General features: G+C 71.7%; 14 protein-coding genes, 1 tRNA gene and 2 pseudogenes. 11 read left to right on the top strand and 6 right to left on the bottom strand.

Features of this window, described 5'->3' with window-relative positions; genetic code table 11:
* The first annotated feature begins 19 nt into the window (after positions 1 to 19).
* A complete protein-coding gene (locus OG373_RS21965) occupies positions 20 to 523 on the top strand; it encodes a hypothetical protein (RefSeq protein WP_405444150.1) in 504 nt (167 codons plus the stop codon).
* 9 nt (positions 524 to 532) lie between these two features.
* On the opposite strand, the pseudogene OG373_RS21960 reads toward OG373_RS21965, so the two are convergent.
* Positions 533 to 1,558 (bottom strand): annotated as a pseudogene (locus tag OG373_RS21960) (glycoside hydrolase family 26 protein); the annotation flags it as partial.
* A gap of 318 nt (positions 1,559 to 1,876) precedes the next feature.
* Positions 1,877 to 2,524: a pentapeptide repeat-containing protein gene (locus OG373_RS21955; RefSeq protein WP_405444149.1), complete on the bottom strand. Its 648-nt coding sequence runs from the start codon at positions 2,522 to 2,524 to the stop codon at positions 1,877 to 1,879.
* A 131-nt stretch (positions 2,525 to 2,655) separates the two neighbouring features.
* On the opposite strand from OG373_RS21955, the gene OG373_RS21950 reads away from it, so the two are divergent.
* The 5 genes from OG373_RS21950 (at position 2,656) to OG373_RS21930 (ending at position 5,878) form a co-directional block, all read left to right on the top strand.
* Positions 2,656 to 3,648 carry a zinc-binding dehydrogenase gene (locus OG373_RS21950; protein WP_405444148.1) on the top strand — a complete coding sequence of 331 codons (993 nt, stop codon included), beginning with the start codon at positions 2,656 to 2,658 and terminating at the stop codon, positions 3,646 to 3,648.
* A 269-nt stretch (positions 3,649 to 3,917) separates the two neighbouring features.
* Positions 3,918 to 4,229, top strand: coding sequence for a DUF6879 family protein (locus tag OG373_RS21945; RefSeq protein WP_405439819.1), 312 nt, complete (start codon positions 3,918 to 3,920; stop codon positions 4,227 to 4,229).
* Positions 4,226 to 5,068, top strand: coding sequence for a helix-turn-helix domain-containing protein (locus OG373_RS21940; RefSeq protein ID WP_405439817.1), 843 nt, complete (start codon positions 4,226 to 4,228; stop codon positions 5,066 to 5,068). The genes OG373_RS21945 and OG373_RS21940 overlap by 4 nt, the downstream gene beginning before the upstream one ends.
* 87 nt (positions 5,069 to 5,155) lie before the next feature.
* The gene (locus tag OG373_RS21935; protein ID WP_405439816.1) at positions 5,156 to 5,359 is read left to right on the top strand and encodes a hypothetical protein; all 204 of its coding nucleotides are present in this window, start codon (positions 5,156 to 5,158) and stop codon (positions 5,357 to 5,359) included.
* Between the two features lie 372 nt (positions 5,360 to 5,731).
* Complete coding sequence (locus tag OG373_RS21930; RefSeq protein ID WP_190344470.1) at positions 5,732 to 5,878, top strand: hypothetical protein; 147 nt, start codon at positions 5,732 to 5,734, stop codon at positions 5,876 to 5,878.
* A gap of 388 nt (positions 5,879 to 6,266) precedes the next feature.
* Here the strand turns inward: OG373_RS21930 and OG373_RS21925 are convergent, their stop codons facing one another.
* Positions 6,267 to 6,743, bottom strand: coding sequence for a GNAT family N-acetyltransferase (locus OG373_RS21925; RefSeq protein ID WP_405439814.1), 477 nt, complete (start codon positions 6,741 to 6,743; stop codon positions 6,267 to 6,269).
* A gap of 25 nt (positions 6,744 to 6,768) precedes the next feature.
* Complete coding sequence (locus tag OG373_RS21920) at positions 6,769 to 7,665, bottom strand: aminoglycoside phosphotransferase family protein (protein ID WP_405439812.1); 897 nt, start codon at positions 7,663 to 7,665, stop codon at positions 6,769 to 6,771.
* Positions 7,666 to 8,280: 615 nt separating this feature from the next.
* On the opposite strand from OG373_RS21920, the gene OG373_RS21915 reads away from it, so the two are divergent.
* Positions 8,281 to 9,666 (top strand): NAD(P)/FAD-dependent oxidoreductase, encoded by a 1,386-nt coding sequence (locus OG373_RS21915; protein ID WP_405439810.1) that lies wholly within the window; start codon positions 8,281 to 8,283, stop codon positions 9,664 to 9,666.
* 714 nt (positions 9,667 to 10,380) lie between these two features.
* On the opposite strand, the gene OG373_RS21910 is transcribed toward OG373_RS21915, so the two are convergent.
* On the bottom strand, positions 10,381 to 11,805 hold the full coding sequence (locus tag OG373_RS21910; RefSeq protein ID WP_405439809.1) for a beta-propeller fold lactonase family protein: 1,425 nt from the start codon (positions 11,803 to 11,805) through the stop codon (positions 10,381 to 10,383).
* A 187-nt stretch (positions 11,806 to 11,992) separates the two neighbouring features.
* Between OG373_RS21910 and OG373_RS21905 the strand changes: the two are divergent.
* Positions 11,993 to 13,069, top strand: a pseudogene (locus tag OG373_RS21905) (tyrosine-type recombinase/integrase); the annotation flags it as partial.
* Positions 13,070 to 13,085: 16 nt separating this feature from the next.
* Here OG373_RS21905 and OG373_RS21900 read toward each other — a convergent pair.
* Positions 13,086 to 13,160, bottom strand: a tRNA-Thr gene (locus tag OG373_RS21900).
* Between the two features lie 223 nt (positions 13,161 to 13,383).
* On the opposite strand from OG373_RS21900, the gene OG373_RS21895 reads away from it, so the two are divergent.
* The 3 genes from OG373_RS21895 to OG373_RS21885 all read left to right on the top strand — a co-directional run bounded on the left by OG373_RS21895 (position 13,384) and on the right by OG373_RS21885 (position 15,896).
* Positions 13,384 to 14,472 carry an ABC transporter ATP-binding protein gene (locus OG373_RS21895; protein WP_405439807.1) on the top strand — a complete coding sequence of 363 codons (1,089 nt, stop codon included), beginning with the start codon at positions 13,384 to 13,386 and terminating at the stop codon, positions 14,470 to 14,472.
* A 214-nt stretch (positions 14,473 to 14,686) separates the two neighbouring features.
* On the top strand, positions 14,687 to 15,100 hold the full coding sequence (locus tag OG373_RS21890) for a hypothetical protein (protein WP_030387294.1): 414 nt from the start codon (positions 14,687 to 14,689) through the stop codon (positions 15,098 to 15,100).
* 28 nt (positions 15,101 to 15,128) lie between these two features.
* Positions 15,129 to 15,896: an NDP-sugar synthase gene (locus tag OG373_RS21885; protein ID WP_397737005.1), complete on the top strand. Its 768-nt coding sequence runs from the start codon at positions 15,129 to 15,131 to the stop codon at positions 15,894 to 15,896.
* The last annotated feature ends 140 nt before the right edge of the window (positions 15,897 to 16,036 follow it).

Here is a 16,036-nt window from a genome sequence, read left to right as displayed (position 1 = left end):
GCGTGACACCATCAGCTACGTGCTCGACATCGGCTACTCCCTCTCCCGGCGCTTCCCCGACCCCCCGCAGACCGACTACCGCTCCGCGGACGTCCACACCCTGCGGCACGACCTGTTCTGCGGGGACGTGTACCTCGCCGACACCAACGCCGACCGGGAAGTGTCCACAGCCTGGGGATGGGTGCCCGTGCTGGACTTCGCCTGGGCCCTGTGCGACATCGTCGAACAGCTCGACAAGGACCCCCGCGGCAACCGCTCCGCCAACCGGCAGTACGCCGAGCTCGACTTCACCGAGTCCGCGGACCGGATGCTCTTCGAACGCCGCTTCGGCTGGGTCGACGTCGAGGCCGACTGGATGCCGGCCGAGGAGGCTCCGCTGACCTTCAGCCACCGCCTGCTGCGCCGCGAGGCCCGCGACTTCCTGCACGACCTCATCGCGGACCTGATCGACATGCACGACGGCCTGGCCGACAACCCGGCCATCTGGACCCTTCAGGCCCGTTTCCCCCGCGTCCCGGCGTAGACCGCCTCAGGGCCGCGGTTCGCCGCCCGGTCCGGCGGACAGGAACTCCCGGAACACCTGCGTGGAACGCGGGTTCTGCCCGCACTGCCACACGCCGTGCGGGCAGTAGTCGGTGATGCTGTGGTAGACCGGCTCGTGCTCCGCGAACCAGGCCAGCATGCGCCGCATGTACTCGGGATTGTCGCCGTGCCGGAACAGCCCCCATTCGGGGTACGAGATCCGCTTGCCGTGCGCCTTCGCGAAGTCGACCTGCTGCTGGAGTCCGTAGGGCTGGGTGACCTGCTCGTCGAAGGTGGCGCCGGGCTCCTGGTCGTAGGAATCCATCCCGACGATGTCGACCACGTCGTCGCCGGGATAGCAGCTGGTCCAGGCGATCGCGTCACCCCCGCGGTTGGGGGCGTAGTCGAAACGGAACCGCTGCCCCTCCACCGAACGCATGGAGGCCACGATGCGCCGCCAGTACGTCTTCCAGTTCTCGGGGTCGGGGCGACAGCGGTGGGTGTAGTTGAAGCCGTTCATCTCCCAGCCGAGCACGATCACCGTGTCCGGCACCCCGAGGTCGACCAGACGCCTGGCCAACTGCCGGAAGTGATGGTCGTTCGCGCCCTGTGCGCCGGAGCGGATCAGCTCTGCGACCCGGCCGTCGGGGACACCGGCCTCGTTGCGCTCCTGCATGGGCACGTTCAGGACGAACAGCCGATCGGCCCTCTCGTTGCGCCACCGTGCCCAGGTGCGCAGGGAATCGGGGGCGCCCTCGATGTTCGACCAGGTGTCGCCCGGCAGATAGGTGTGCCCGGCGCGCAGCTCGGTACCGCCGAGCCAGCGCGAGAGCTCCTGCATCCGCTCGACGCCGGGCGAGCCGTAGTGGAGGTAGGCGCCCACGGCGGCCTCGCCGAACTCGCCGGCCTCGGTCCCCGCGCTGCCCCCGGACCCTTGCCGCGGCGGCGGTGTGCCGAGGATGCCCCCCAGGAGGAGCAGGCCGACGGCGACCGTACTCGCGCAGGCGCCCGCCAGGCGGCGGCCCCGATCGGACATGACACCTCCACAGGCCTCGTGCACCGGTGTATCTGCCTGCGACGTTAGGCACCTAGTCCGAGGACTGCCCGTCCAGGTACCCGGATGCTCAGCCATTCGCCGCAGCCACCCGTCTCCGCCCGCCCCGGCTCCCTCGCCCCCGCGGCATGCGAAGCACGGGTCCGGGCCGACGCCCGGCAGGTCCGGGCCGACGCCCGGCAGGTCCGGGCCGACGCCCGGCAGGTCCGGGGCAGCGCCCGGCAGGTCCGGGGCAGCGCCCGGCAGGTCCGGGGCAGCGCCCGGCAGGTCCGGGGCAGCGCCCGGCAAACGGCGCCGAGGCTACGGAACCACCCGCACCCCCAGCTGCGCGGCCATCGCCGGAGCCAGCTCGAACAGCTGCCCCGGACTGATCACCGCCCCACCCAGCGCCTCCACCCCCCGCGCGATCTCCAGCACCGAAACGCCCCGCAGATCCACATCCGCCATCCGGACCCCGCTGAAGTCCACCCCCCGCAGCCCGCAGTCCCGGAACTCCACGCGCTCCAGCACCGCCCCCGCGAAGTCCGGCTCCACCAGCACGCACCCCTCGAAGACCACGTCCTTGAGCCGCGCCTTCCGCAGGTTCAGGTAGTCGATCTTGCCCCCGCGCACCACCACCCGCTCCAGCACGGCCCCGTGCATCTGCACGCCGCCCATCCGCGCGTCCACCAGCTCCACGTCCCGCAACGAAGCCCCCGACAGGTCGGTCCCCACCCCCCGGACCCCCTCCAGCACCGAATCCAGGATCCGCGCCTTCGCCAGCCCCGCCTCGTCCAGCGCACACCGCCGCAGCGCGCAGTCCATGAACCGGGCCCCGATCCCCTCCTGCCCCGCAAGGTCCAGGTCCGCGAACTCCAGGCCGTCGTAGTCCCCGTCCGGCTCCAGCTCGCCCCCGTCCCACGCGGTCAGCTCCGGCAGCCGCAGCTCCGGCCGCCGCGCCGCCTTCACCGTCTGCTGCTGCCCCTGCTGTCCTTTGCGCACCATCCCCCCATCGTGAACCAGCCCACTGACAACGGCCGCCAACGGCCGCCCTTGACCTCAACCCCGCTCGAGGTCGCACCGTGGTCGCCATGCCCACCATGCGCGCCATCCGCCTCCACGCCTTCGGCCCCGCCGAGAACCTCTCCTACGAGCGCACGGACATCCCCGTCCCCGCCCCCGGCCAGGTCCGCATCGCCGTTGCCGCCGCCGGTGTCCACCTCCTCGACACCAGCCTCCGCCGGGGCATCCAGGGCCCGCCCGCCCCGCTCCCCGAGCTCCCCACCGTCCCCGGCCGCGAGGTCGCCGGCACCGTCGACGCGCTCGGCCCCGGCACCGACCCCGCCTGGCTCGGCCGCGCCGTCGTCGTCCACCTCGGCTTCGCCCCCGGCGGCTACGCCGAGTACGCCGTCGCCGACGCCGACCGCCTGCACCCCGTACCGCCCGGCCTGGACCCCGCCGAGGCCGTCGCCATGATCGGCACCGGCCGCACCGCCCTCGGGATCCTGCAGTTCGCCGACCTCGGCCCGGACTCCGTCGCCCTGGTGCCCGCCGCCGCGGGAGGCATCGGCACCCTGCTCGTCCAGGCCGCGGTGAACGCCGGCGCCACCGTCATCGCCCTCGCCGGCGGCTCCGCCAAGACCGCCCGGGCCGCCGCGGGCGGCGCCCACCTCGCCCTCGACTACACCGACCCCGGCTGGGCCGACGCCGTACGCGCCCACCACCCCGGCGGCGCCACCGTCCTCTTCGACTCCGTCGGCGGCGAAACCGCCCGCACCGCCCTCGGCCTGCTGGCCCCCGGCGCCCGCCACCTCGTCTTCGGCTGGTCCGGCGGCCCCCTCGACCTCACCGACGCCGAACGCGCCGACCTCGCCGCCCGCTCCATCACCACCCGCGGCGTCCTCGGCCCGGCCATGCTCCAGCAGGTCGGCGCCCCCGACCCACTGCGCGTCCTGGAGACCCGCGCCCTCACCGAAGCCGCCACCGGCCGCCTCCGCCCGGCCCTCACCCGCTACCCACTCGCCGAAGCCGCCGCGGCCCACCACGCCCTGGAAACCCGCGCCACCACGGGCAAGGTCGTCCTGGAACCCTGAAGGAGGGACCCGAGCCGAAGGGGACGGGCCGGCTAGGCCTCTGGCCTGCGAATACTCGCTCTCGAAGGGGCCGCGCCCCCTCTCCGACAAACCACCATTTCGGCTCACCGTTCGCCGCAACCAACCCGGCCCCCACTCCTCGGCATGTGCCAGGGAGCTGGGGGCCTTTTTGCGTCGGTCCCGAGAATCATTGCGAATCACGCAGGACAGGGAGGCTGCGCCCGTCCCATCCTGGTCGGGACTTGTCCGCTGGTGGGAGGGGAACGGCAATGGCACGGCGACTCCGGTTCATCGGTACCAACTCCGGCAACGACGGATGCCCGACCCTGTACGAGGACCTGGACACCGGGGAGGTCCTGGTCCAGGGCGACGCGGTGACCGACCCCCAGGACGTGGCGCAGCTCCGGAACGTCAAGGATGGGGAGGGGTTCGTCCACTTCGATGACGACGACGTGATGACCGGCGTCGAGCTGGTCACGAACCCCGTCGAGGTGGCCCGCGCGTGCCAGGTCCGGGACGCCGCGTGGCACCACGCCGTCCCGTACGAGACCTTCGCGGAACAGGTGCCGTCCGCCGAGTGAGCACCGACTTCCAACAAGCAAGGGTTGCCCTCGGTGCGCGGCTGCGCGAGCTGCGCACCGATCGGCGGCTCACCGGCCGCCAGTTGGCGGTCCTGCTCGGCTGGACCCAGTCCAAGATCAGCAAGCTGGAGACCGGCCGCCAGACCGCGACGTCGGACGACCTGCTGGCGTGGGCGGACGCCACCGGCCATCCGCAGGCGGCGGAGGAGCTGATCACCCGGCTCGGGAGCCTGGAGTCCCGGTCCCGCGCGTGGCGCAGACAGCTCGCGGCGGGCCACAAGCCGGTACAGGACACGCTGACGGCCGAGTACGAACGCACGAGGACGTTCCACGTCTGGCAGAGCTCCACGGTCGTGGGCATGCTCCAGACCGCCGAGTACGCCCGTCACGTCTTCACCCGCTACGCCGACCTCCACCAGTCCGTCCGGGACACCGAGGAAGCCGTACGCGCCCGCGTGAAGCGTCAGGAGATGCTGTACGAGCCGGGGCGCACGTTCCACATCGTGATGTGGGAGGCCGCGCTCCGGGCGCTCGTATGCCCTCCTCCCGTACTGGCCGGCCAGCTCGACCGCCTGACGGGCGTCCTCGGGCTGGACACCGTCTCCCTGGGCATCGTCCCCTTCGGCGCTTCCCTGAAGATCCCGCCGGCCAACGGCTTCTGGCTGTACGACGACCGCCTGGTGATCGCGGAGGACTGGCACGCGGAACTCTGGCTGGACGACGCGGACAGCGTGGGCGTGTACCGGAATGTCTGGCAGGCACTCTCCGATTCCGCGGTCTACGGGGCGGACGCCCACCGCGTGATCGCCCGCGCCCGGCGGGCTCTCGACACCGCCTGAGAATCCACCGGAAGATCACGGATCAGCCCGAGAATCCCGGCGAATCAGCCCCGACAGGACCGGGCACCCGGCCCTAGCGTCCCTCTCATGGACAGCTCGCACGAACTGGAGACAGTGACCCCGAGCACGGTCGTGGAGTCGCTGCGCGAATCGCTGATGGCCGCCGGAATCGTTCTTCCCTCGCTGGGCATCGACCCGGCACCGCCCGGACCGGGGCTGGTGAGGCTGGGCAGTGTCCGCCCCGACGTCGCCATGAAGCTGGCGCAGGTCGTGAAGCGGGGGACCGGATGAGCGCACGCGACAGCCATCCGGACGGTACGGAACCCGGTTGGGCACGGTTCGAGGGCCCGGACCTGAGTCCCGGCAACGCCTTGAAGTGGCGTCCGTGCGAGTGCGGCCGACCGTTCTGTCCCGACTCCGCCCGGCCACCGGCAGCACCCAGCGGCTGAACGCCAAGGTGACCTGACCCTGGGAAGTCTCCTTCTGGAGTTCCTGGCAGAGGCCGGAGAACGGCAGATGCAGGCCCGGCCGCAGCGCACTCCCAGGGCCCTCACCCCAAGGTCCGACTGACCCCACCCCTCAGACTCCGCCCCGGTGACCGATCCACCGTTCAGCCGGGGCGGCCCACAGCACCACTCATCCATCACGAGAAGGAGCACGTTCATGGGCGGACAGCACGGCGGAGGCACTGGCTCGGGCCAGGGCGGAAGCCAGCAGGACGACGGCCAGTCGGGCGCCGGTCACGGCGGAGGCGGCTCGGAGGGCCAGGACTCCGGTCACAGCGACACGAAGGGCAGCGGCACCAAGTGACCGAACGCGCCACGCCGGAGGCCGGCCCCCAGGGGTTGGCCTCCCGGCTCATGGATGCCGGTGCCCTGACCTCCGACTGGCTCCCCGCCTACCAAGCCGTGCTCCGGGAGTCGTTCCTGGGCGTCGATCGACTTCGTACCCGACGCGGAGGAGTTCGAGGTCTACCAGTCCGGTCCGCGGGAGCTGTGGAGCGAACTCACGGCCGCCCACGCCTGGTGGGACGACCAGGGCCGTGCGGACTTCGAGCGGTTCGGACTCACCGTGAAACCCGACGGTACCGCCTGGGCCTGGCTCGACTCCCCGGAGCACCCGGTCCCGGCCGTCGGATAGACGTACAGCCAACCCGCCCGGTGCCGCCTTCTCACGGTCCCGGGCGGGCGTCCGGCGGCTACTCCGCCCCGCCCAGCTTTCGAAGCGCGTCGTCCGTCAGGCGGTTCACCGTCCACTCGTCCATGGACACCGCTCCAACTGATCGATAGAAGTCGATGGCAGACAAATTCCAGTCGAGGACCGACCACTCCAGCCGCTCGTAGCCCCGCTCCACGCACGTGCGCGCCAGCTCCCGCAGCAGCGCCTTGCCGTGACCGCCGCCGCGCACGCCCGGCCGTACGTACAGGTCCTCCAGGTAGATCCCGTGCACCCCGCGCCACGTCGAGAAGGACAGGAACCACATCGCGAAGCCGACGACCTCCCCCTCCTCCGTCTCCGCGACGTGCGCGAACACCGCCGGGTGCGCCCCGAACAGCGCCTCCCGCAGCTGCTCCTCGGTGGCCCGCGCCTCGTGCGGCACCTTCTCGTACTCCGCGAGCTCGCGGATCATCGTCTGAAGGGCGGGGACGTCGGTGACTTCAGCACTACGGATCATGCCCGCAGCCTAGAACGGCGGCCGATCAGCGCTCCAGCAGCACCTCGGCGACCGTCAACTGGTCCTCGTCCAGGCGCTCTTCCCCGTCCGCCACGTCCCACAGGCAGTTCTGGAGCACCCGGCCCAGCGTCCAGGCCCGCGCCCGTTCCCGGTCCCGCTCCAGCCCGACCGCCTCCGCCAGCAGGTCGAACCGCCACCGCACGTCCCCGGCGCGGAAGTTGTTGACGATCGCCGGCAGCAGCTCGAAACCCGGATCGCCCGCCAGCGGCTTCGGGTCGATCGCCAGCCACGGCTCCCGGCCGCCCGCCAGCACGTTGCCGTAGTGCAGGTCCCAGTGCAGCAGCCGGTCCCCCGGCTCCCCGGCGACCTCCGCCACCGCCGCCGCGCAGTCCGCCAGCACCCGCCGTTCCCGCTCCTCCACCAACCGCCCCAGCGCCTGCGGCACCTCCTCCAGCATCCCGGCGGCCATCTCCCCGAGCTCCCGCAGCCCGGCCGGGGCCGGCACCGCCGTCAGCCGCGCCAGCAACTCCCCGACCACCGCCACCGCCCGCCGCGCGTCGGTCCGCGCGAGCGCCGCCAGGTCCCGCCCCTCGTCCAGCCGTTCCAGCAGCAGAGTGCCGGTGTCCACGTCGTGCGCCAGCAGCCGTACGCAGCCCCGCCCGGCCCACGCGCGCAGCGCGACCGGCTCCCCCGCGCTCTCCTCGTCCACCGCCACCAGCTTCAGCACGGCCGCGCTCCCGTCGGCCCGCACCACCGGCAGCACCAGGGCCGTCATCCCGTGCATCGCGGGCCCGGCGCGCCGCAGGCCCCACTGCTCCAGAAAGCGCGCTGCCCGCGCGGGCAACTCGGCGATGAACTCCCGCCCGGCATCACCGTTGTACGGAATCTGCGCCTCGATGAGCCCATCCGGAATCTCGACCATCCCCCGACGGTAACCATTGCGGGCGGCCCGGCGGTGCGGCTGTCCCTGCCCGGGGCGGGCGCCTCAATCGCCGGCGAGGCTCAAAGAGCGGGCCGGTGCCCCGCGCGGGGTGCCCTGCGGGCCGCTCGGGCTGTGGGTCGGGGCCCCGCACGAGGGTCTCCTCGGCTCGGCGCGCGCGGGCACGGTCCAGCCGTACGGGGTGGTCGCGCCTCGTCCTGCGGGGACCCTCCTGCGTGTCCCCGCCCCACGCCCGGGCTTCGGCAGTACTGGGCATCCCCGACACCGCGGCTGGGACGGCGGAGGGGAGTGGGGACGTGCCGGGGTGTCCCCGCAGGACGAGGCGCGACCACCCCGTACAGCCCGGGAGATGCCCGCGCGCGCCGAGCCGAGGAGACACCCCGGCACGGCCCCACGCACCGACCCCCACCGACCCCGCCGCACCATCCAGCCTCGCCGGCGATTGAGGCGCGGGTCCGGGCAGAACCCGGCACACAGTGCGAGCCAGCACGAGCCACACCACCGCGGCCGCATCAACCATCCCGCCACCCAAACGGCCCGTAGCCGCGACATCCCGTCCCTGGACACCCTTCCGGAACGAGGTGTACCAACTCCCCCATGACGATCAACGGCGGTATTTCCTTCTGGTACGCGTCCGAGCGAGGCGGCACCCCGCCCGCCCCACCCCGCGCACCCCTCACCGGTGACGCCACCGCCGACGTCGTCGTCATCGGCGGCGGCTACACCGGCCTGTGGACGGCCTATTACCTGAAGAGCGCCGCCCCCGACCTCCGCGTCACCGTGCTGGAACAGAAGTTCTGCGGCTACGGCGCCTCCGGCCGCAACGGCGGCTGGCTCTACAACGGCATCGCCGGCCGCGACCGCTACGCCGCCCTCCACAGCCCCCACGCCGCCCGCCGCCTCCAGCACGCCATGAACGAGACCGTCACCGAGGTCATCGACGTCGCCGCCAAGGAGGGCATCGACGCCGACATCCACCGCGGCGGCGTCCTCGAAGTGGCCCGCACCCCCGCCCAACTCGCCCGTCTGAAGGCCTTCCACGCCCACGAGGTCGACTTCGGCGAGAGCGACCGCGAACTCCTCGACGCCCCCGCCACCCGCGCCCGCATCGACATCGCCGACGCCGTCGGCTCCAGCTGGAGCCCGCACGGCGCCCGCATCCACCCCCTGAAGCTGGTCAGGGGCCTGGCCGCCGCCGTCGAGGCCCTCGGGGTGGTCATCCACGAGTCCACGCCGGTCACCGAGATCGCCCCGCGCCGCGCCGTCACTCCGTACGGCACGGTCCGTGCCCCCTACGTACTGCGCTGCACCGAGGGCTTCACCGCCGCCCTCAAGGGCCAGAAGCGCTCCTGGCTCCCGATGAACTCCTCGATGATCGTGACGGCCCCCCTCCCGCCCGAGACCTGGTCCCGGCTGGGCTGGTCGGACAGCACGCTCCTCGGCGACATGGCCCACGCGTACATGTATGCCCAGCGCACCGCCGACGACCGGATCGCGATCGGCGGGCGCGGGGTCCCGTACCGCTTCGGCTCCCGCACCGACAACGACGGCCGCACCCAGCCGGCCACCGTCTCCGCGCTGACCGCCCTCCTGACCTCCTTCTTCCCGCAGCTCGCCGGTACGGAGATCAGCCACGCCTGGTCGGGCGTGCTCGGCGTGCCCCGCGACTGGTGCGCCACCGTCACCCTGGACCGCGCCTCGGGCCTGGGCTGGGCGGGCGGCTACGTCGGCTCGGGCGTCGCCACCGCCAACCTCGCGGCCCGCACCCTGCGCGACCTGGTCCTCGGCGAATCCACCGAACTGACCACCCTCCCCTGGGTGAACCACCGCGTCCGCCGCTGGGAGCCGGAGCCCTTGCGCTGGCTCGGCGTCCAGGCCCTCTACGCCGCCTACCGCGAAGCGGACCGCCGCGAGACCGCCGGCCACACCCCGACGACCGCCCCCCTGGCCCGCCTGGCCGACCGCATCTCGGGCCGCCACTGACCCCGGGAACGCGAAAACCCCGGCTCACGGATCTGAGCCGGGGTTCCGATGGGGCCCCCTGTCGGATTCGAACCGACGACCTACGCATTACAAGCTGTCCGGGCTTGTTCCACGACGGTCCGGGGGTGTCCAGGAGGGGGCTCGCCTCGCAGGTCAAGTGATGTGGCGGACGTTCGTGGACGGGTACAGACCACGTCGGATCAGGTAGCAATCGAGACTAGAACTGAGACTGACCCATGTGCGGCCGCCGTTGCGTCACGGCCCGCGGACGGCCCAGCACGGCGAGTGCCCCGGGAAGCGCCCGAAACCGAATCGGTCTGCCGGCGTGCCGACGGACTGCCCCTACGACCTCTTCGTGCCGAACGCGATGAGGCCCTACGCGACCTTGGTTCGGCGCGCTGTGCTCCGTGTGTTCACTCCGCGGCAGTCCACTGGCGTCCGGGATGGTCCCTGCCCGGCTTCACTGTTTGGCCCCCCGTTTGGCCCCCACGGCGAAGGTCGGTAGATCTACCTGAGCCGGCCGGGTTCTCTCCGCCCCGTTCGGGGGCGGCTGCTGGGTTGCGGTACTTCACTGCTGAACGCCTGCCGCTGGACTTGGCTCCGCGTGCGAGCAGGCTTACTTGCCTCGGATGGACAAAGCGTTGATGCGGGCCCCGTGCGTCGGTCGCCGTTGCGGCGGGGGACGTGCCGGGGCCCGCTTCTGGTGATCGTTGGTCAGGTGTTGCAGCCGGGTCCGGTGGTGGGGTTGGTGCAGCTGTTGTGGCCGGGTCCGCCGTCGTTGGTGTTGGTCCCGGAACCGCCGTTGAGGGCGTCGTTGCCGGGGCCGCCGTCGTTGGCGTCGTTGCCGGCGCCGCCGGACAGGGAGTCGTTGCCGTTGCCGCCGATGAGGTTGTCGTTGCCGTTGCCGCCGGTGAGGGTGTCGTTGCCGTTGGCCCCCTCGACGCGGTCGTTTCCGTCACCGCCGGTGAGGGTGTCGTTGCCGTCGGCGCCGCAGATCAGGTCGTTGCCGCCGCGTCCGTCGACCACGTCGTTCCCGGCAAGGGCGAAGATTACGTCGTCGCCGGGGGTGCCGGTCAGGACGTCGTTGCGGTTGGTGCCGGTGATGGTGGCCGTGGCGGTCGCGCAGGTCAGCGCCGGCGCCGGCACGATCCCGATCGCCACCCCGAACGGGAGGTCGCCGACGGGGACGGTGGCCACGACGGTGTTGGTGGCGGTGTTGATCACGGACACCGTGTCGGCGTTGGCGTTGGTGACGTAGGCGCGGGTGCCGTCCGGCGACACCGCCACCTCTCGAGGTGCATCGCCGACGGGGATGGTGGCGACGACCGTGTTCGTCGCCGTGTTGATCACGGACACCGTGTCGGCGTCGGCGTTGACGGCGTAGGCGCGGGTGCCGTCCCGCGACACCGCCACCCCCTGGGGCACATCGCCGACGGGGATGGTGGCGACGACCGTGTTCGTCGCCGTGTTGATCACGGACACCGTGTCGGCGTCGGAATTGGTGACGTAGGCGCGGGTGCCGTCCGGCGACACCGCCACCCCGAACGGGAAGTCGCCGACGGGGATGGTGGCGACTACCGTGTCGGTGGCGGTGTTGATCACGGACACCGTGTTGGCGCTGAAGTTGGTGACGTAGGCGCGGGTGCCGTTCGGGGACACTGCCACCCCGAGGGGAGCATCGCCGACGGGGATGGTGGCGACGACGGTGTTGGTGGCGGTGTTGATCACGGACACCGTGTCGTCTCCGCCGTTGGTGACGTAGGCGCGGGTGCCGTCCGGCGACACCGCCACCCCCAGGGGCTCAAGGCCGACGGGGACGGTGGCGACGACCGTGTCGGTCGCGGTGTTGATCACGGACACCGTGGCATCGGCGCGGTTGGTGACGTAGGCGCGGGTGCCGTCCGGCGACACCGCCACTCCCCACGGCGTATCGCCGACGGGAACCGTGACCACCACCGTGTTCGTCGCTGTGTCGATCACCGACACCGTGGCATTTTGGAAGTTGGCGACGTAGGCGTAGGTGCCGGGCGGCACGGCCTGGGCAGGCTGCGGGGCCACCATGGGCAGGGCCAGCCCGGCCACCAGGACGAGACCTGCCACCAGCGCCCGCAGCAACCCACCCCACCACGAGCGACGCACTCGAGGACCAGGCGGCGCCGACGACGGGAGGGCCTCCTGCGCGCCCACCCCCCTCACGGTTTGACAGATGGTCACAGCAATCCTCTCGACCGGGCTGACAGAATGGGACGTATTATGACATTTCGTCACATTCGGTATGGCGGAGACGCGCGGTCGCCCCGACCATGGGCCGGGGCGGCCGCCCGGCCCCGAGCACCTGGAGCAGATGTACGGGGCCATGCTCGATGCCGGGCACGCGCCGTCCCACGTGGTCAACGTGCACCGCAACCTGTCGCGGGCCCTGAGGATTGCCCACCGCCGCCGGATGATCGGCGAGAACGTCGCCACGCTGGTCGACCCGCCCGGCATCGACGAGACCGAGACGAACCCGTTCACCCAGGAAGAGGCGAAAGCGTTCCCGGAAGCGGCGGCCAAGCGGCCCACGTTCATGCGGTGGATCGTCGGCGTCGGCATGGGGTTCCGGCAGGGCGAGACCCTCGGTCTGCGGTGGCCGTACGTCGACCTACAGGCCGAGCTGTTCCACCCTCGGTGGCAGCTACAGCGGCTCACGTGGCGGCATGGTTGTGGCGACGCGCACGCCTGTGGGGCGCGCCTGCACCGCTTCGAGCACTGTCCGCCGGACTGCGCCACGCACCGGAGCTACAAGCGGGGCTGCCCAAAGCCGTGCACTGCGACCTGCGTCAAGCACGCGAGCATCTGACCCGACCGCAAGGGCGGAGGTCTGGCCTTCACTCGCCCCAAGACCAAGAAGAGCACGAACCCCGTGCCGATCCCGCCCGCGTTCATCCCCTATCTGATCGCGCACAAGGCGCAGCAGGACGAACTACGAGAGGCCGCCGGCGAACTCTGTCAGGAGCACCGGGCCGTGTTCACGCGGCCTGATGGCCGCCCCATCGACCCCCGCGACGACCGGGAGGAGTTCAAGGACCTACTTGCGGAGGCGGGCATCGGTGACCGTCGCCTCTACGACGGGAGCCGCCACACGGCGGGCACGATCCTGAACGAGCTGGGGGTGGACATGCCCACGATCATGGAGATCCTTCGGCACACCCAGATCAGTCAGACGCGCCGCTACGTCAAAGGCCGCTCGCATCTCTCGAAGGACGCCATGCGCCGCATGGGAGACACCTTCCTGCCCGCCCCGCAGCTGGCCCCTGAGCCCGCGACTGAGACTAGAACTGAGACCGGAGACCGTCGCGCGGCCCGCTCCCGCGCCCGCCGCCGCATCCGCCAAAAACAAAGGCCCAGCTCAGACGATGTCTGAGCTGGGCCTGACGTTGGGCCCCCTGTCGGATTCGAACCGACGACCTACGCATTACAAGTGCGTTGCTCTGGCCGGACTGAGCTAAGGAGGCACGGCACGCCCGTGTGTACTGCGCGCGAAGCCGCCATCACTCTACACAGCGCGCGAATCCCCGGGCCATCGCATTGAACGCGCCCACGTGAGCACCGACGCACGCCCCGGGTACTGACAGAAACCGTTCCGGCAGGTAGCGTCGTGCGGAAGTCCGATTACTGGACTAGACCTTCCACTCGGATCGTCCGGCACGTTCCTGCCGGTAGAAGGGATTCATCACCATGGCTTCTGTCACTTTCGACAAGGCGACCCGGCTGTACCCCGGCGGCGACAAGCCCGCCGTCGACCAGCTGGAGCTGGAGATCCACGACGGCGAGTTCCTCGTCCTCGTCGGCCCGTCCGGCTGCGGCAAGTCCACCTCGCTGCGCATGCTCGCCGGCCTGGAGGACGTCAACGGCGGCGCCATCCGCATCGGTGACCGCGACGTCACGCACCTGCCGCCCAAGGACCGGGACATCGCGATGGTGTTCCAGAACTACGCGCTGTACCCGCACATGACCGTCGCCGACAACATGGGCTTCGCGCTCAAGATCGCCGGTGAGGACAAGGCCACCATCCGCAAGAAGGTGGAGGACGCGGCGAAGATGCTCGACCTCACCCAGTACCTCGACCGGAAGCCGAAGGCGCTCTCGGGCGGTCAGCGCCAGCGCGTCGCCATGGGCCGCGCCATCGTGCGCAAGCCGCAGGTGTTCCTCATGGACGAGCCGCTGTCGAACCTCGACGCCAAGCTCCGCGTCTCCACCCGCACCCAGATCGCCGCGCTCCAGCGCGACCTCGGCATCACCACCGTCTACGTCACCCACGACCAGGTCGAGGCCATGACCATGGGCGACCGCGTGGCCGTGCTCAAGGACGGGCTGCTGCAGCAGGTCGACACCCCGCGCAACATGTACGACCGCCCGGCGAACCTCTTCGTCGCCGGCTTCATCGGCTCCCCGGCCATGAACCTGGTCGAGGTCCCGATCACCGACGGCGGCGTGAAGTTCGGCGACAGCGTCGTCCCGGTGTCGCGCGAGGCGCTGTCCGCCGCCGCCGACGCGGGCGACCGCACCGTCACGGTCGGCGTCCGCCCCGAGCACTTCGACGTCGCCGAGACCGGCGGTCTGACCATCGTCGTGAACGTCGTCGAGGAACTCGGCGCCGACGGCTACGTCTACGGCTCCACCGCGACCGCCGAGGGCTCGCAGGACCTCGTGGTCCGCGTGGGCGGCCGCCAGGTCCCGGAGAAGGGCTCCAGCCTCCACGTGGTGCCGCGCGCGGACGAGATCCACGTCTTCTCGACCTCCTCCGGCGAGCGGCTGTCCAAGTAGCAGCTCCCGCGGGGTTCAGCAGGTTTGGAGGGGCGTCCCGTCAAGGGGCGCCCCTTCGGCGTCCGTTGCCCGGTGTCCGCGGCGGCCGGAACCCCGGCAGACCGGGCCATTCGGCCCCAACCGTCAACCCCCAATTCGAAAAACCACGTCGAACCATCCCCCGACAGGGTGACTAAATGTCGCCAAATCTTCACCGAGCGCTACTCTCGCCCTCGTGACCCACACTGCCCGCCGTATCGGCCGTTCCCTCGCCCTGGTCCTGCCCGTCGTCCTGGTGCTGTCCGGGACCCTCGCGGTCACCATGGTCCCTTGGGCGGACACCTCGTCCTCCCAGGTCCTGACCGCCTCCGCCGAGGACGTCTCCGTCCCCGCGAAGCCGCGCGCCGCGCACGAGGTGCTGCGCGAGCAGCTCGTCGGCGAACTGCAGCAGGGCGGCCGGCCGGACGACGTCCTCACCCACCTCCAGCAGGAGGTGAACAAGCGGCCCTCGCTCGCCGAGCACTGCGTGGGGATCGCGCGGGCGCTGGGGCGGGCCGCCGTCGACGCGTACGGCCCGACGAAGGCCCAGTCCTTCGCCCGTCCCGTCTGCGACACCTCGTACGCCTCCGGCGTCGCCTCCATGGGCTGACCCGCGCCACCTCCCTACGCTGGCCGCCATGACCGACGACCACCGATCCGACCCGCCCGCCCCCTCCGCAGCCGCGTTCCCCGCCGCCCCCACCCAGGCCGTCGTCCTGGCGGGCGGCCAGGGTTCGCGGCTGCGCCCGTACACGGACGACCGTCCGAAGCCGATGGTCGAGATCCCCGGGACGGGCGTGCCGATCATCGGGCACCAGCTGGCCTGGCTGGCCTCCGAGGGCGTCACGGACGCCGTGGTCTCCTGCGGACACCTCGCCGAGGTGCTCCAGGAGTGGCTGGCCGGGGCCCGGTTGCCGCTCCGGGTGACCACGGTGGTCGAGGAGGAGCCGCTGGGCCGCGGCGGCGGCCTCAAGTACGCCGCGCGCCGTCTCCCGCACCCCGACCGGCCCTGGTACGCGACCAACGGCGACGTGTGGACCCGCTTCTCGCTCCGCGAGATGGCCGCCTTCCACGCCGAGCGGGACGCGGTGGCCACGCTGGCGCTGGCCCGGCCGCGGATCCCGTGGGGCGTCGTGGAGACCAATGAGTTCGGGCACGTACTGGACTTCATCGAGGCCCCGCCGTCGCCCTACCTCGTCAACGCCGGGGTGTACGTCTTCAGCGCCGAATTCGCCTCGCTGCTCCCGGACTTGGGCGACCACGAGCGTACGACCTTCCCGCGGCTGGCCCGTGAGCGGCGCCTCGCGGGCTTCCCGCTGCCGCAGGGGGCCTACTGGCGGGCGATCGACACGGCGAAGGACCTCACCGAAGCCGCACGGGAGTTGGCGGCGCAGACGGGCCCCTGAAGCCCTTCCCGGCCGCACCCCACCGCCCCCGCCCCGCCGCCCGTACGCGGCCTCGCGCGCCCGGCACACGCGGAGAAGCACGCGCGGAGGTCCCGGCACACGCGAAGGGGCCCGGCACGCTCCTGCGTGCCGGGCCCGCT

The sequence above is a fragment of the Streptomyces avidinii genome (assembly GCF_045161815.1).
In the GTDB taxonomy this organism is placed as follows: domain Bacteria; phylum Actinomycetota; class Actinomycetes; order Streptomycetales; family Streptomycetaceae; genus Streptomyces; species Streptomyces avidinii.
The sequence above is the reverse complement of the archived record's forward strand: the minus strand, read 5'-3'. Positions and strand labels throughout refer to the sequence as shown.

Excerpts from the sequence above, each read along its gene's own strand:
- OG373_RS21935 (WP_405439816.1), top strand. The coding sequence starts at position 5,156 with ATGGACAGCTCGCACGAACTGGAGACAGTGACCCCGAGCACGGTCGTG.
- OG373_RS21930 (WP_190344470.1), top strand. The coding sequence starts at position 5,732 with ATGGGCGGACAGCACGGCGGAGGCACTGGCTCGGGCCAGGGCGGAAGC.
- OG373_RS21920 (WP_405439812.1), bottom strand. The coding sequence starts at position 7,665 with ATGGTCGAGATTCCGGATGGGCTCATCGAGGCGCAGATTCCGTACAAC.
- OG373_RS21925 (WP_405439814.1), bottom strand. The coding sequence starts at position 6,743 with ATGATCCGTAGTGCTGAAGTCACCGACGTCCCCGCCCTTCAGACGATG.
- OG373_RS21915 (WP_405439810.1), top strand. The coding sequence starts at position 8,281 with ATGACGATCAACGGCGGTATTTCCTTCTGGTACGCGTCCGAGCGAGGC.
- OG373_RS21885 (WP_397737005.1), top strand. The coding sequence starts at position 15,129 with ATGACCGACGACCACCGATCCGACCCGCCCGCCCCCTCCGCAGCCGCG.
- OG373_RS21950 (WP_405444148.1), top strand. The coding sequence starts at position 2,656 with ATGCGCGCCATCCGCCTCCACGCCTTCGGCCCCGCCGAGAACCTCTCC.
- OG373_RS21895 (WP_405439807.1), top strand. The coding sequence starts at position 13,384 with ATGGCTTCTGTCACTTTCGACAAGGCGACCCGGCTGTACCCCGGCGGC.
- OG373_RS21945 (WP_405439819.1), top strand. The coding sequence starts at position 3,918 with ATGGCACGGCGACTCCGGTTCATCGGTACCAACTCCGGCAACGACGGA.